Annotated in this window: 16 protein-coding genes; 9 read left to right on the forward strand and 7 right to left on the reverse strand. The window is 36.0% G+C overall.

Translation table 11 applies throughout. The annotated features are described in order from the left end of the window. The 9 genes from ACY9Z2_RS18060 to ACY9Z2_RS18100 form a co-directional block, all read left to right on the forward strand. On the forward strand, positions 1-218 hold a 218-nt coding region (locus ACY9Z2_RS18060), incomplete at its 5' end, for a hypothetical protein (RefSeq protein WP_463611067.1). Next, the gene (locus tag ACY9Z2_RS18065) at positions 206-1,519 is read left to right on the forward strand and encodes a Na+/H+ antiporter family protein (protein WP_463611068.1); all 1,314 of its coding nucleotides are present in this window, start codon (positions 206-208) and stop codon (positions 1,517-1,519) included. The genes ACY9Z2_RS18060 and ACY9Z2_RS18065, both read left to right, overlap by 13 nt. Positions 1,520-1,577: 58 nt before the next feature. Beyond that, the gene (gene pdaA, locus ACY9Z2_RS18070) at positions 1,578-2,363 is read left to right on the forward strand and encodes a delta-lactam-biosynthetic de-N-acetylase (protein ID WP_463611069.1); all 786 of its coding nucleotides are present in this window, start codon (positions 1,578-1,580) and stop codon (positions 2,361-2,363) included. A 162-nt stretch (positions 2,364-2,525) separates the two neighbouring features. After that, positions 2,526-4,106: an acyl-CoA synthetase MbcS gene (gene mbcS / locus ACY9Z2_RS18075; RefSeq protein WP_463611070.1), complete on the forward strand. Its 1,581-nt coding sequence runs from the start codon at positions 2,526-2,528 to the stop codon at positions 4,104-4,106. 350 nt (positions 4,107-4,456) lie between these two features. Beyond that, on the forward strand, positions 4,457-6,586 hold the full coding sequence (locus ACY9Z2_RS18080) for an ATP-dependent Clp protease ATP-binding subunit (protein ID WP_463611071.1): 2,130 nt from the start codon (positions 4,457-4,459) through the stop codon (positions 6,584-6,586). Between the two features lie 543 nt (positions 6,587-7,129). Then, positions 7,130-7,954 (forward strand): ComEC/Rec2 family competence protein, encoded by an 825-nt coding sequence (locus ACY9Z2_RS18085; RefSeq protein ID WP_463611072.1) that lies wholly within the window; start codon positions 7,130-7,132, stop codon positions 7,952-7,954. Between the two features lie 340 nt (positions 7,955-8,294). Beyond that, the gene (locus ACY9Z2_RS18090; protein ID WP_463611073.1) at positions 8,295-8,672 is read left to right on the forward strand and encodes a GntR family transcriptional regulator; all 378 of its coding nucleotides are present in this window, start codon (positions 8,295-8,297) and stop codon (positions 8,670-8,672) included. Next, positions 8,662-9,519 (forward strand): ABC transporter ATP-binding protein, encoded by an 858-nt coding sequence (locus tag ACY9Z2_RS18095; RefSeq protein ID WP_463611074.1) that lies wholly within the window; start codon positions 8,662-8,664, stop codon positions 9,517-9,519. The genes ACY9Z2_RS18090 and ACY9Z2_RS18095 overlap by 11 nt, the downstream gene beginning before the upstream one ends. A 2-nt stretch (positions 9,520-9,521) precedes the next feature. Next, a complete protein-coding gene (locus tag ACY9Z2_RS18100; RefSeq protein ID WP_463611075.1) occupies positions 9,522-10,217 on the forward strand; it encodes a hypothetical protein in 696 nt (231 codons plus the stop codon). A 28-nt stretch (positions 10,218-10,245) separates the two neighbouring features. On the opposite strand, the gene ACY9Z2_RS18105 is transcribed toward ACY9Z2_RS18100, so the two are convergent. The 7 genes from ACY9Z2_RS18105 to ACY9Z2_RS18135 form a co-directional block, all read right to left on the reverse strand. After that, positions 10,246-11,022, reverse strand: a complete 777-nt coding sequence (locus ACY9Z2_RS18105) for an ABC transporter permease (RefSeq protein ID WP_463611076.1) — start codon at positions 11,020-11,022, stop codon at positions 10,246-10,248. After that, complete coding sequence (locus tag ACY9Z2_RS18110; protein WP_463611105.1) at positions 11,022-11,798, reverse strand: ABC transporter ATP-binding protein; 777 nt, start codon at positions 11,796-11,798, stop codon at positions 11,022-11,024. The genes ACY9Z2_RS18105 and ACY9Z2_RS18110 overlap by 1 nt, the downstream gene beginning before the upstream one ends. Positions 11,799-11,804: 6 nt before the next feature. After that, positions 11,805-11,930 (reverse strand): hypothetical protein, encoded by a 126-nt coding sequence (locus ACY9Z2_RS18115; RefSeq protein WP_463611077.1) that lies wholly within the window; start codon positions 11,928-11,930, stop codon positions 11,805-11,807. Then, a complete protein-coding gene (locus ACY9Z2_RS18120; RefSeq protein WP_463611078.1) occupies positions 11,930-12,133 on the reverse strand; it encodes a PLD nuclease N-terminal domain-containing protein in 204 nt (67 codons plus the stop codon). The genes ACY9Z2_RS18115 and ACY9Z2_RS18120 overlap by 1 nt, the downstream gene beginning before the upstream one ends. Positions 12,134-12,577: 444 nt before the next feature. After that, positions 12,578-12,709, reverse strand: a complete 132-nt coding sequence (locus tag ACY9Z2_RS18125) for a YfhE family protein (protein ID WP_463611079.1) — start codon at positions 12,707-12,709, stop codon at positions 12,578-12,580. 60 nt (positions 12,710-12,769) lie between these two features. Then, positions 12,770-13,327 (reverse strand): GNAT family N-acetyltransferase, encoded by a 558-nt coding sequence (locus tag ACY9Z2_RS18130; protein ID WP_463611080.1) that lies wholly within the window; start codon positions 13,325-13,327, stop codon positions 12,770-12,772. A gap of 216 nt (positions 13,328-13,543) precedes the next feature. Beyond that, on the reverse strand, positions 13,544-14,467 hold the full coding sequence (locus ACY9Z2_RS18135) for a TIGR01777 family oxidoreductase (protein ID WP_463611081.1): 924 nt from the start codon (positions 14,465-14,467) through the stop codon (positions 13,544-13,546). Between the last annotated feature and the right edge of the window lie 151 nt (positions 14,468-14,618).

The raw sequence follows: 14,618 nt of genomic DNA on the forward strand, positions 1-14,618 counted from the left end.
CCGCAGTGAGCGTTCTTTGCTCGCGAGGAGGCTCAGCGCAAGCCCGCGGAAAGCGTAGTGTATTTCTGGAGCGATTATTATGCACCAAGGTTTTTCTAAGTAGAGTGTTTAAGTTAATTCAAAAAAATAAGGTTGACTATCTCGCTTTAATACTTTATCATGATGAAGTATTAAAGAAATATGCAGTAAAGGGAGGAAATACACAATGGAATGGGTAGTCGTCATCTCTGTATTAGTTATGACTATTTTAAGTTTATTACGCGTTAATGTTATTATCGCGATCATTATAGCATCACTAACTGCTGGATTAATGGCAGGATTATCCCTCGTTGATTCCGTTAACATGCTTGTGAATGGTATGGGTGGGCAAGCAGAAACTGCGCTAAGCTATATACTTTTAGGAGCTTTTGCAGTAACAATAAGTTATACAGGTATTACAGGTATATTGGTTAATTATCTTATTAAAAAACTAACAGGTAAAAAAACAATGATGCTACTAGCAATTGCGGGTGTAGCGTGTCTTTCGCAAAACGTAATTCCCGTGCATATTGCATTTATTCCTATTTTAATTCCACCATTACTAAAGTTATTTGACAAAATGAATTTAGACAGACGTGGAGTAGCATCAGCACTAACTTTTGGACTAATAACACCATATATTATGATTCCGGCAGGATTTGGACTTATTTTTCAGGAGACAATTGAAAAAAGTATGGAAAACAATGGGGTGAACATAACAATAGGACAGATTACCCTTTCGATGTTAATCCCAGGAATAGGCATGATTGTTGGTTTACTTTTTGCGGTTTTCGTCACTTATCGAAACAAACGTACTAAATCTATACTAGTAGAAACAGATGAAACGGAAGACGTTTCGATTAATACGACGGAAGTGAAATTTAATAAAAAACATCTACTTACATTAATTGCGATAGTTGTAGCATTAGGGTTGCAGTTAATAACAGGGAACTTAATTGTTGGCGCGCTTACAGGTCTTATTCTAATGTTTATATTCTTTGTCGTACCGTTCAACAATGGAGATCGGGTTATTGCTGAAGGTATTACAATGATGGGAACCATCGCATTTGTAATGCTTGTTGCATCCGGATATGGCAACATTTTAAAAAAGACAGGAGCAGTTGACGCTCTTGTTGAAGTATCATCTGGAATTTTCAGTGAAAATAATCAAGCTTTATTGGCGTTTATATTATTGATAGTTGGATTATTAGTCACAATGGGAATAGGTTCTTCGTTTGGAACAATCCCAATTTTGGCAGCACTGTATGTACCAATTTGTGTCGCAGCTGGATTTTCACCACTGGCAATTGCAACATTAATCGGAACCGCTGGAGCACTTGGTGATGCTGGTTCGCCTGCGTCAGACAGTACATTAGGACCAACATCAGGACTGAATGCTGATGGACGTCACAACCATATTTGGGATACGTGTGTTCCAACATTTATGCACTATAATATACCGTTATTTATTTTTGGTTGGATCGGAGCAATGATCTTTTAACGAATGCATAATTTAATGTTCCAAAGGAAAAGGTAAGAAAAAAATAGGTGGGTAATGGATGAAAAAATTATTCTTATTTTTAACCTTAACATTTCTTATCTTTTTACAAATAAACCCTACAGTTACTTCAGCAAGTGGCTATGGGTGGGGATATAAAAAAAGCACTGATCATCAAGTTCCAGACATCGGAAAATACAAAGAAATGCTTGATAAATATGGTGCCTATTATATTGATGATTCAGGAGAAAAAACGGTTTATTTAACATTTGATAATGGGTACGAACAAGGTTATACAGCAAAAATATTAGACACATTGAAAAAGGAAAATGTACCTGCAACATTCTTTGTAACCGGACATTATGTGGATAGTAAGCCAGATCTTGTCAAGCGAATGGTTAAGGAAGGACATATAGTAGGTAACCATTCCTACCATCACCCCGATTTTACGGTTGTGTCAAAAAAATCGATGAAAAAGGAATTAGAATCATTGGAAGCGGCTGTAGCTGAAATCACTACCCAAGAAGAAATGAAATATCTCCGCCCACCTCGAGGTATGTTTAACGAGCAAACACTTAAGTGGGCAAATGAGTTAGGCTACATTCACATTTTTTGGTCGCTAGCTTTTTCCGACTGGAAAACAGACAGTCAAAAAGGAGCAAATTATGCTTACGACCAAGTGATGAAGCAGATCCACCCAGGTGCAATTATTTTATTGCACACCGTATCATCAGATAATGCAGAGGCTTTACCACGAATTATTAACGAATTAAAAGAAAAAGGATACACCTTTAAAAGTCTAGATGACCTTGTTATACAAGATATGGTACCAAAATATATGTACTAACAAAAAGAACATCAGCCTGTTGGCTGGTGTTTTTAGTATTTAAAAGGGATAAAAGGAGTACTCGGAATTTCCTATTTCCTTATTTCGTGACATGTGTATTAATTTAAAATTTTCATAACCTTTGCTATACTATAGATAAATTCTTGCATTGGAGATGAAAAAATGAACAGAGAAGATCTATTAGCACCGAAAGATTACAACATCGTTATGGAAATGGAACGCTTTGCAACGGATCCAACAAGAAAAGCATTAATATGGCAAGATGAAGCAGGTAACAATAAGGAAATTACGTATACGGAATTAATGAAAAACGTTAACAAAATTGGAAACGCTTTTTTAGAAAATGGTTTAAAAAAAGGCGATAAAGTGCTCGTTATGATTCCTAGACTTATCGAAGCATATGAAGTATATTTAGCAGCATTAAAAACGGGAATTATCATTATTCCTAGTTCCGAAATGTTAAAGACAAAGGATCTTCAATATCGTATTACACACGGTGAGGTTAGTGGAGTTGTTAGTTATTTTCCATTTGTCGAGCAATACAAGCAAATTAGCGAATATGAAAATCTGAAGCGGTTTGTTGTAGGGGAGCCAGCAGATGATTGGCTACAATTAGATGCATTTATGGAGGAAACTTCTGATCAATTAGAGATGGCAAAAACGACTAGTGATGACATTGCATTTTTACCGTACACATCTGGTACAACTGGAAACCCTAAAGGTGTAGTACATACGCACGGTTGGGGGTTTGCACATTTAAAAACTGCGTCAGAAAATTGGTTGTGTATTAATGACGGTGATAAGGTTTGGGCTACTGCTGGACCGGGGTGGCAAAAGTGGATTTGGAGTCCATTCTTATCGGTATTAGGATCCGGAGCAACTGGTTTTGTCTATAACGGTAAATTTGATCCTAAGACATACTTACAATTATTAAGTGACAATGACATAAATGTATTATGCTGTACACCGACCGAATACCGTTTAATGGCCAAAGTTGATAATTTGGATGAGTATCAGTTACCTGCATTGCACAGTGCAGTTTCTGCAGGGGAACCACTAAACAGGGAAGTAATAGATACATTTGAAAAGTATTTCAATGTAACGGTCCGTGATGGTTATGGGCAAACGGAAAATACGCTTTTATTAGGTATTATGAAAGACATGGAAGTAAAACCAGGTTCAATGGGCAAACCAACCCCTGGTAATGAAGTAGATATAATTGACGAAAACGGTGAACCTGTTGGGATAAACGAAATTGGTGATATTGCGGTTAAATTAGACTGTCCTGCACTATTTAAAGAATACTATAAAGATAGCGAACGTACGAAAATCTCGCAGCGCGGAAACTACTATGTAACTGGAGACCAAGCATCAAAAGATGAAGATGGCTACTTCTGGTTTGAAGGTCGTAGTGATGACATCATTATTAGCTCTGGCTATACAATTGGGCCATTTGAAGTAGAAGATGCACTAGTGAAGCACCCGTACGTTCAAGAATGTGCAGTGGTCGCGAGTCCAGATGAAATTCGTGGTAATATCGTTAAAGCTTTTATTGTTTTGCAGGATACAGTGGATGAATCGAATCCTGATTTGATCAAAGAATTACAGGATCACGTAAAAGAATTAACCGCACCATACAAGTATCCACGTAAAATCGAATTTATAAAAGAACTACCAAAAACAACATCAGGAAAAATTCGCCGCATTGAATTGCGTCAGAAGGAACAAGCAGCACTGAACTAGAAAAAAGTAGTTCACTTTGTAAGGTGAAAATTTGTATTATGATAAATGTAGACCGCTGTTGATACTTTTCAACAGCGGTCTTTTAGCATCCTAATTGCTTAAGCACCGATGAATAGTTTTAGCACAGAAAAGCCGTTCATAACCCCGAGCTTTATCTTCAATTTCAATCTTCAAAAAACCTTCCATAACCATGGTTTACCTCCAAAATAAGATTTCCCAAATTATCATAAAAAAATTTGATCAAAACACTTGAAAGTCAAAATTGGTCAGAGTATAATGAAGTCAAAGGTCAAATATAGTCAAAGTCAAATTGATCTTTATTGATGTATATATTTAAGGAGGAATTGCAGATGCAATGTCAACAATGTGGAGTTCGTCCAGCAGATATAAATGTAATGATGCAATTAAATAATGAAAAAGTGAAAATGCATCTTTGTAACGAATGTTTTCATGAATTACAAGGAAAAATAATGAATTCAAATGGATTGTTTTCTGGTCCAAGCTTTAGTCAAAATCAAGATGCATTCCAGGATAAGTTTTTCCAAGGAAATGGATCATCCAATGTTGGTACAAAAACAAAACAATATCAAGGCAATGGGCTGTTAGACAATCTAGGTAAGAATGTGACGAATGTTGCTCGAGCTGGGTTAATTGACCCTGTAATTGGGCGCGACAAAGAAGTAAAACGAGTAGTAGAGACGTTAAATCGCCGCAATAAAAACAACCCAGTATTGATTGGTGAACCTGGTGTTGGTAAAACAGCAATTGCAGAAGGTTTAGCATTAAAAATTGTTGAAGGTAACGTGCCAACCAAACTGATGAATAAAGAAATTTATTTGTTAGACGTTGCATCACTTGTTGCAAATACAAGTATGCGTGGCCAGTTTGAGGAGCGTATGAAACAATTAGTGCAAGAGCTTCAAACTAGAAAGAATGTCATTTTATTTGTTGACGAGATTCATTTACTAGTAGGAGCAGGTACTGCAGAAAGCTCTCAAATGGATGCAGGAAATATTTTAAAACCAGCACTAGCTCGGGGAGAATTACAATTAATTGGTGCAACAACATTAAAAGAGTATCGAAATATTGAAAAGGATGCAGCGTTAGAACGTCGCTTTCAACCAATTATCGTGAAAGAACCTTCTATTGAAGAGGCAATTCAAATACTAAATGGAATTAAAGATCGATATGAAGCGTTCCATGAAGTGAAGTATTCTGATGATGCAGTGCGTTCATTCGTGACACTATCACAACGTTACATCCAAGATCGATTTTTACCAGATAAAGCAATTGATCTAATGGATGAAGTCGGTTCACGATTGAATTTAGCGAATACAGAAAAAGACTCTGACGCACTTCAAAAACGCTTGGATGAGGTTGTTCAAGAAAAAGAACTGGCTGCTGAACAAGAAGACTATGAAAAAGCAGCAAACCTACGTTACCAAGAGATTCAATTGCAAAAGCAATTAGAGAAAGCAAAAGATGAAGTACAAGTTACCGAGGTTGCAGTAGAGGATATTTTGTTAATTGTAGAAGAAAAAACAGGTATACCTGTAACAAAACTTCAAAAAGATGAGCAAGAAAAAATGAACAATATCGCTGCTAATTTGAAGGATAAAGTAATTGGACAAGACGTAGCAGTTGAGAAAATTGCGAAGGCGATTCGTCGAAGTAGGGCAGGGTTGAAATCGAAGTATCGTCCAATCGGTTCATTCTTATTTGTCGGACCAACTGGTGTCGGTAAAACAGAATTAACCAAGGCACTAGCTGAAGAATTGTTTGGTTCACGCGATTCCTTAATTCGTCTTGATATGAGCGAATATATGGAGAAACATGCAGTGTCTAAAATTATTGGGTCACCTCCAGGCTATGTTGGTCATGAAGAAGCGGGTCAATTAACCGAGAAAGTGCGCCGCAATCCGTATTCCATCATTTTGTTAGATGAGATTGAAAAAGCACACCCTGATGTACAAAACATGTTCTTGCAGATCATGGAAGACGGTCACTTAACGGATTCTCATGGTCGCACGGTAAGCTTTAAAGAAACTGTCATTATCATGACAAGTAACGCTGGTACAGGAGATAAGCAAATTAACGTTGGTTTTAATGCTGAACATGAGGCAGTATCAACACTTGAAAATCTAAGTGCTTACTTTAAGCCAGAATTCTTGAACCGATTTGATTCGATTATCTCGTTCAACGAGCTTTCCGAAGATAATTTGTTGAAGATCGTTGACTTAATGCTAGATGATCTTGAACAAACGTTAGAGGATAATCAATTAACAATTGAAATTACAGAAGACGCAAAACGGGAACTCGTGAGATTAGGTTATGACAAACGATTTGGTGCTCGTCCATTACGTCGAGTTATCCAGGACAAAATTGAGGACCAATTAACCGACCTAGTACTCGATGAGGAAAACGTAGATCACGTTTATGTAAGCTTAGTTGATGATCAAATTTCAGTTAAAAAAGCATAAGCTATATTTATAAGAGCTGCTAAACCAAATTATTGGTTAGCAGCTTTTTCTTAAGATAAAGTAAAAAAAATTATATATTGGTTTACATTTATTTACTACTGCTTTTTCTAACGGACAGAGGATGCCTTATTTTATTTTTTTAGCGTGATTTTGTGAATTAACGGACTCAGGATGTCTTATTCAGGTAAAAAGCATAACTTTCACCTGTTTTGACCCAAATAAGGTATCGTCAGTCCGATAATTGAACCATTTACCCATATTTTTAACAAATAAGAAATCGTTTGTCCGCTAGGTGCAATCCATCCTGCAAATTCAACAATTATTTCTCATCGGGCTGCCCGCAACGTTGCTGGAAATCTTCACTAGTTCGCAATTTACATTATCCATAATCGACGAAACCCATTTTTCTTATTTTATCCGTCTAAAACTTTTTCAACAAAAGCTTATAATTGAACCGCATCGGTAAAAACTAAACAAAACAAGTAAAAGGGTGTTGCTATGAGAGGGTCTAAATATAGTATCATTTTGATTTTAATCTTTATCATGTTACAACCTATAGAACCCCTTCATTCGGAAGAACAACCAACGATGGAGGTGCATTTTATTGACGTAGGGCAGGGTGATTCGATGCTAATTGAAACTCCCCATGATAAAACAATCCTAATTGATGGCGGAACTCCTGATTCAGGTGAAAGGATTGTTGAGTTTTTAGAAAACCAACACGTTAATAAAATTGACTTACTTATTGTCACGCATCCTGATGTTGATCATATTGGCGGTCTACCAAAGGTAATGAAATCATTTAAAATTAAACAAATACTGGATTCTGGTAAACTTTACACCACTAAAACATATCGAAAATACATTAACCAAATTGCTAAACGAAATATACCAGTTGAAATCGCTGAAAAGAACCAAACAATAAAAATAGATCGATCCATAAAAATCAAAGTATTAAATACGTATGAGCCTTTTCGAAATAATAACGAATCATCGTTAGCATTAAAATTAACATATAAAGAAATGGATTTTTTGCTAATGGGGGATATTGAAAAAGAGCAAGAACAAGAATTAATCAAAGATTATGATTTACGAGCGGAAGTTTTAAAGGTAGCTCATCATGGGAGCAAAACCAGTACTTCGTCGGAGTTTTTAAAAGAAGTAAAACCAGCTGTCGCCATTCTCACCTATAGCAAACAGAATGATTACGGACATCCGGTTGAACGTGTAATACAGGCTCTTAATGAAATAAATTCACTTATATTTTCAACTGCTGTATACGGGAACATAACAATAACAACAGACGGAACGGATTATTATATGTGGACAGAAAAAGGACCCACAAGTGGAATAGATAGTGCAGGATAAAGAGGCTGAGACAAAACTAAAACTATCAATTTAAATAACGAACAATGAATTGTATTAGCTCCGGGAATATACGAAGACTCCTGCGGGAAGATAGGCATCGGTGAGACCCCACAGTGCGTAAGCACGAGGAGGCTCACCAGCCGCCCGCGGAAAGCGAGTATATTTCCGGAGCGAGTTATTTGCACTAATTATCTTATGTTCGGATTTTCTTTGATAAAAATAGTTTTGTCCAGGCTTTTTTTAATGATATAAATTTTTTCCAAATAATGATTGACTTTTAACGTTTTTGGTTAATTGGTTAATTACATAAGTAACTAACCAATTAACTGAGGGGTTGGACATGAAAAATACACTAGATGAAAATAAACCGATTTTCTTGCAAATAAAAGAGCAGCTGGAAGACTCCATTTTGAACGGAACAATTAAACCGATGGAACGGGTCCCATCAACAAACGAATTTGCAAATTTTTATCAAATAAACCCTGCAACAGCGGCAAAAGGAATTAATGAACTTGTAAGTGAGGAGATTATATTCAAAAAACGAGGTGTTGGTATGTTCGTAACGGAAAACGCGAGAGAAATTTTAATTAAAAAACGGCAAGAAACGTTTTATGAAAATTTCATTTTACCAATAAAAAATGAGGCGAAAAAACTTCGGATCGATAAAGAAGAGTTAATTGCCATGATCAATAAGGAGGCTGAACAGAATGGAAATTAACGTCAAAAGTGTGACGAAAAAGTATAAGGATAAACTTGCATTGAATGATATTTCATTTACGCTTGCTGAACCAAAGATATATGGTCTATTAGGGCGTAATGGTGCTGGTAAAACAACATTTATGGAAATTTTAGCAGGGCATATCTTAGCGACGAGCGGAGAAATTACGATTGATAATGAAATTCCATTCGATAATCAACGATTAACCGAATCAATCTGTTTGATTAAAGAAGGAGGAAACTTTAAAAAAGATCTATCCATTAACAACGTGCTACGGATATATTCCATGTTTTATCCTTCGTGGGATCAGGAGCTAGCGGATGAACTGATTAACGTCTATGGCCTAAATAAAAAAGCAAAAGTTAGGACATTATCAAAAGGTATGGAATCAGCTCTTGGAATTATAGTTGGATTATCCAGTAAGGCACCAATTACTATTTTTGATGAACCATATATCGGACTTGATGCTGCTGCACGACGAAAATTTTATGAAATTCTTCTGGAAGATTATGAACAAGAAAAACGAACAATTATCTTTTCCACACACTTAATTGATGAAGTAAGTTTACTATTTGAAGAAGTTTTAATTATACAGGATGGAAGGATAATTCTTCGCGAGGAAGCTGATGTATTACGAACAAATTCGTGTGCAGTTACAGGTACCATTGACCAAGTAGAACGGTTCAGTGCCGACAAAAAAATCATTAATAAGAAGCAGCTTGCAGGTATGATGACAGCCTATGTGTATTGTTCAAAGGAAGAAGCACTTGCTGCTGGTTTACAGGCAGATGGTATTCCGATTCAAGAATTGATGATTCATTTAACTGAAGGAAATAAGGGGGCGTAGTGATGAGCAGACAGATTAAGGGTTTACTTTATTTTTTTATCGCTGATGCAAGAAAATCATTTTTCATCTTTTGGGGGATATTGCTTGGATTCATAACACTTGGGGTTCTTCTTGCAGTATTTCTATTGAATAGTGAAAACGGAAAAATGACTTTTGGACTTTCATTTGCTGTCTATATTTATAGTGCAATATTTGGTTTTCATGCTGTTAAGCAAGGTATACCTTTTGCATTAAAAATGGGTGCAACTCGTAAGAATATATTTATTGGTCTAGGAATATTTCTGACCGGACTCGCAATCTTTCAATCTTTGATCGCGAATATAATGCAGTCGTTCTATGGTTTCATTGGAAAAGTATTTTCCATTAACTCAATCAACTTTATGTCGGTAGCAGAATTATTGGATAATACTTGGTTAACAAGGTTTACCATTGATGCAATCGTTGTATTTTTCATCATGACAGTAGGATTTATGATAGGATTATTATTCTACAAATATGGTCTTACTGGTGGCGGTGGAGTTATTGGATTTGTTTTGATTTTACTCCTATTTGGATTAGCCGATGGTTTTCTTGGAGATTTTTTCGCGAATATCATTAAGGACTTAAATCTTACCTTCTTTTTTGAAGTAGCTGGGATAGGAATTTTGCTGTACATTCTCTCCTGGGGACTTATCCGAAAAATCACAACGGAATGTTAAAAAGGATGGAGCACATTGCTTCATCCTTTTAGTTTGCTAGTTCTTTTGTTTTAAACGTATAAATTGAACCTATTAACAGTAATACAATCAATAAAATCGTAATCAACGTACTACCTAAAAGCTCACTACTAATCTTATTTTCGATTAACATCTGTTGAATATAACCAGAGAGATTGGACGGACTCCATTCAAGATAATGAGCAAAGATTTTTGTAATAACCGACATACTCATAATGGTTAATATAGTAAAAAACGCCACGAGACCAGGTGTTTTAACGATGGAGTTGTAAAAAATAGAAAAAGTAATGACGAGTGATAGCCAGAGTCCGTAAAACAATATTACCTTTAGTAAAGTGAAAAATGATAAATCACCAAACAATAAATTCACATAATACCAACTCGCAATCATTCCAACAAAGAATGAAGCCCAAATTAAAACTAAGAGCGACAACCATTTAGCGGTAATGTAATTTTTGTAGGAAACGGGTTTAACTAAAATTAATTCGAGAACGCCACTTTTACGTTCGCTTGCTATTGTGCCCATTGACATTAAAACAATCAATAGAACGCCTAAGGTACTAAACTGGCTCAAGCTCATCATCACAATATCACTTGCTTTGTATTCGGGAATTTCAAATTCCGTGCCTTCAGGTAAACCACCAACAGCATCAATAATCTGTGGTAGATAGTAAGTGGAAATAGGGTCCATACATGCAATTAAAATCATTACTAGCGGAACCCAGATCCATTTATAGTTACGCCAGTTTTCAAGCATCTCTTTTTTTAATAGTGTTATCCATTGCATCAAGAATTCACCGCCTTCATGAACATTTCCTCTAATGATGTTCGGTTAATAGAAAACGTCGATAATGGCCAGTTTTCTTTGATCGCTAATTGAAAAATTTCTGATCGAACTGCAGGAATGTCTGAGGTAGTAACGTGAATACTACCTTTTTCGATGTAACACGATTCTACTGTAGCAATTGCTTCCAGTTTTTTGATATATTTTTCAAGGTTATCAGAGATGGTTACCTCAATTTTAGAAGTTTGATATTTTGACCGAAGTGATTCCATGGAACCTTCTTCAATTATTTCTCCTTGATGTAAAAGTAGTAATTCATCACTAACTTCGTCTGCATCGCTTAATATATGGGTAGAAAAAAGAATCGTCATATCTTCTTTTAACTCCTCCATTAAATTAAGTACCTCTCGTCTACCGATTGGATCGAGAGAAGATACAGGTTCATCCAGCATTAACAATTTCGGTTTATGAATAATTGCCTGAGCAATTCCCAATCGTTGCTTCATTCCACCGGAGTATTTTCCGATACGTTGATGTTTTGCCTCTTGGAGTCCAACCTGGGTCAATAATTTTTCTGCACGCTGTTCTGCTTCACGTTTTTCCATATACGCAAGTTTGGCAACGTGAGTTAAGAATTCTTTTCCTGTCATCCACGAATGAAAGGAGGGGTATTGCGGAAGATATCCAATAAATTTTCGTATATCATCTTTTTGTTTCATTTGATGAAACGTTATGGAACCTGTTGATGGTTTGATTAGTCCAGATAATGAACGGAGAATAGTGGTTTAACCAGCACCGTTTGGTCCGATTAATGCTATACACTTTTGTGATGAAAATTGAAAATTTATTGGTTTAACAGCAGGTTTTCCGTCATAATTTTTGGAAAGGTTTGTTACCGTGAGAAGGTTCATTAGTGGGGTCTCCTTCCAAAGATGAAATACAGAATGGGACCAACAATATTAATGAAAATAATGATGAGAGCCCACAACCATTTTGGACCTTTTGTATGATGGATTCTTATTAAATCAACCAATGCAACGATCAAGAGGATTGCTTGAATAACCATGATTGGTGCAATAACAGCCCAGTCGATTTCATTAAAAAGTTCTTGCATAGGAATCACTCCTTTATTATTTGTGATAACTGTTATATATATAATATAACAAAGATTACATGTAGTCAATAAAAATTTGCATATAAATAACAGGTAGTGGGATTTACCCAATACCTGCTTTTCGTAGATTAAGTTGGTGTTTTTAGAGAACTTTAAAAGTTGCGTAGGGCTAGTAATCATTTAAAAATTGAATTAGAAGGGAGATTAGTAATCAACAGAGTTATGCACAAAGGAGGGTATTTATTCACAGGACATACAAGAGTTATTCACGGTATCCACAATTTAAAACCATAGTTATTCACAATGTGATGTGAATAACCAAGGTTAATTTGTTGCCTGTTTCAATATATTATCAACAATCTTTCCGATACGTGTGGATAAAAAATTCTTATAAGGTCTACCATAACTTATACTTTCCGACGTTATAAAAAAGGCAACCGATTTTTATCGATTACCTCTTTGGCTTGATTGATTGTATGCAGTGTTAGCTCGTTTGAATTCTTTTTGGTATAAAACTTCCTGCGTTTTGTTCAAATTATCATGTGCGCGATTGATATTTTTCGATTTATCTTTCATTGTGGATATCCCTCATTTCTACTAGTAGGATGACACCACAGGATGAAAAATATACTCAAATTAAGAAACTTCTTCATCGCTTTCAGCTAAAGCAGGATTATGAAACTGATGATAAGACATATAGTGATCTCTAGAAATGACGAAAAGCTCATATATCTCATTTTCATGATTAATAGCTTGATACACTTCAGGATATAAAGCATTCCCAAGTGCTACATAAGGTATCTTTAAAATAGCCTTCATCGATCGTAAATTGGTCTTTCGTATTTTCATAAATATTCCTTCCATATCATGCTGGAAAAATAGTTCTTCGAAGAACAAATCTTTAGCTTGTTTGTTGTAGCCTTTCCCAAAGTAGGGTTGCCCAATCCACGTTGCTAAAAAGCCATGTTTACGTTGAATATCGTATAAATTAATCGTGCCAATTGGCTGATGAAACTCATCAAGAATTGTACGCGAAATCAATTCACCGTTTTCTTCAGCTTCCATTGTCTGTTTCGTAATAAAATAAAATTCATCACTTGTTTCCGCTTTGTGGCGAACAAAAGGGAATACCTCTGGATGTTTTAATAAATCAAATAATGCTGGAACCTCATGTAAATCACGTTTTTTAAGCATAAAAAATACCCTCCTTGTTTTTAAGGTGGGTATCTGGAAGAAAATTGGTGTGCCCCACCCTCGAATTTTTATTTAAAAGATCAACAAAAATTCGGGGTGGGAATCGAACCCACTAGAACCAGTAAACACTGGTGGCGCACCATTTGCCTTCCCTATATCATTATTTCTCAGTACTTTTATTTTACACAGATTTAATCAAAATGTGAATCATTTTTTTCATACATTTTGCGACATTTTTTTCGGTTTTTTATGAAGGTTAATGGAACGCAATGCATCTTCTAAATATGGATAGGAAAACGTGTAATTGTGATCCTCTAACTTCTTGGGTAAGACGAATTGTCCCTTCGTCATCAATTCGCTCATTTCACCAATAGCTGTACGTATGAAAGGAGCCGGAGTAGTAAACCAATACGGTCTATTCAACACCTTTGCTAGTATTTTTGTGAAATCCTTATTTCGCTTTGGATTTGGAGCAGTGACATTGACCGGACCTTCTATATGCTCATTTTGCATGCAAAAGATAATAGAATTCACAACATCCTCAACGTGTACCCAAGACATCCATTGTTCACCATCACCAATTTTTCCTCCGGCGAACATTTTAATTGGTAACGTCATGTAAGGTAAGGCACCTCGCTCACCAAGGATTATTCCAAAGCGAGTGCACACCGTACGAATATGCATTTCATCAGCAGCCTGCATTGCAGTGGTTTCCCATGCGACTGCTACACTAGCAAGAAAATCATCACCATGTTTAGTTGTTTTTTCTGAGAACATTAAATCTTCACTTGTTCCATAAAAACCTACCGCAGATGCACTAACAAATACATCTGGCTTCTTCTCCATTTGCTGCATCATTTCAACTAAGTGCTGCGTAACTTCTGTACGGCTTTTCATAATGTTCGTTTTCTTTTCAGTCGACCAATATCCATACAATGTATCGCCTGCAAGGTTGACTACGGAATGAATAGCAGGGAGGTCACGCACATAGTAATCATAAGCTATATACGTAACAAGCTTTGAATTCTCATAGTTATCTGGATATCTAGTTAGTATGTAGACATGGTGATCCTCATTCGTTAAAGCCTCTGTTAAATGTGTTCCAACAAAACCAGTTCCACCAGCAATTAATATATTCAAGAATAAACACTCCAATCAGTAAATATAAATTCTTTGGCTTTTTGTCTAGCTGCGGCTCCTAGTGGCGTACAAATAGTTAGTCAGGATGAACGTTGGGAAAAAGCACCCTACTTTTCACCTGCCTATCTATTTGTACGCCACTAAGCAGTCG

The organism is Virgibacillus sp. GM2-2 (assembly GCF_055329585.1).

Coding starts and splice junctions, on each gene's coding strand:
- ACY9Z2_RS18085 (WP_463611072.1), top strand. CDS start 7,130: ATGTTACAACCTATAGAACCCCTTCATTCGGAAGAACAACCAACGATG.
- ACY9Z2_RS18090 (WP_463611073.1), top strand. CDS start 8,295: ATGAAAAATACACTAGATGAAAATAAACCGATTTTCTTGCAAATAAAA.
- pdaA (WP_463611069.1), top strand. CDS start 1,578: ATGAAAAAATTATTCTTATTTTTAACCTTAACATTTCTTATCTTTTTA.
- ACY9Z2_RS18080 (WP_463611071.1), top strand. CDS start 4,457: ATGCAATGTCAACAATGTGGAGTTCGTCCAGCAGATATAAATGTAATG.
- ACY9Z2_RS18100 (WP_463611075.1), top strand. CDS start 9,522: ATGAGCAGACAGATTAAGGGTTTACTTTATTTTTTTATCGCTGATGCA.
- ACY9Z2_RS18065 (WP_463611068.1), top strand. CDS start 206: ATGGAATGGGTAGTCGTCATCTCTGTATTAGTTATGACTATTTTAAGT.
- ACY9Z2_RS18105 (WP_463611076.1), bottom strand. CDS start 11,022: ATGCAATGGATAACACTATTAAAAAAAGAGATGCTTGAAAACTGGCGT.
- ACY9Z2_RS18120 (WP_463611078.1), bottom strand. CDS start 12,133: ATGCAAGAACTTTTTAATGAAATCGACTGGGCTGTTATTGCACCAATC.
- mbcS (WP_463611070.1), top strand. CDS start 2,526: ATGAACAGAGAAGATCTATTAGCACCGAAAGATTACAACATCGTTATG.
- ACY9Z2_RS18125 (WP_463611079.1), bottom strand. CDS start 12,709: ATGAAAGATAAATCGAAAAATATCAATCGCGCACATGATAATTTGAAC.
- ACY9Z2_RS18115 (WP_463611077.1), bottom strand. CDS start 11,930: ATGAACCTTCTCACGGTAACAAACCTTTCCAAAAATTATGACGGAAAA.
- ACY9Z2_RS18095 (WP_463611074.1), top strand. CDS start 8,662: ATGGAAATTAACGTCAAAAGTGTGACGAAAAAGTATAAGGATAAACTT.
- ACY9Z2_RS18130 (WP_463611080.1), bottom strand. CDS start 13,327: ATGCTTAAAAAACGTGATTTACATGAGGTTCCAGCATTATTTGATTTA.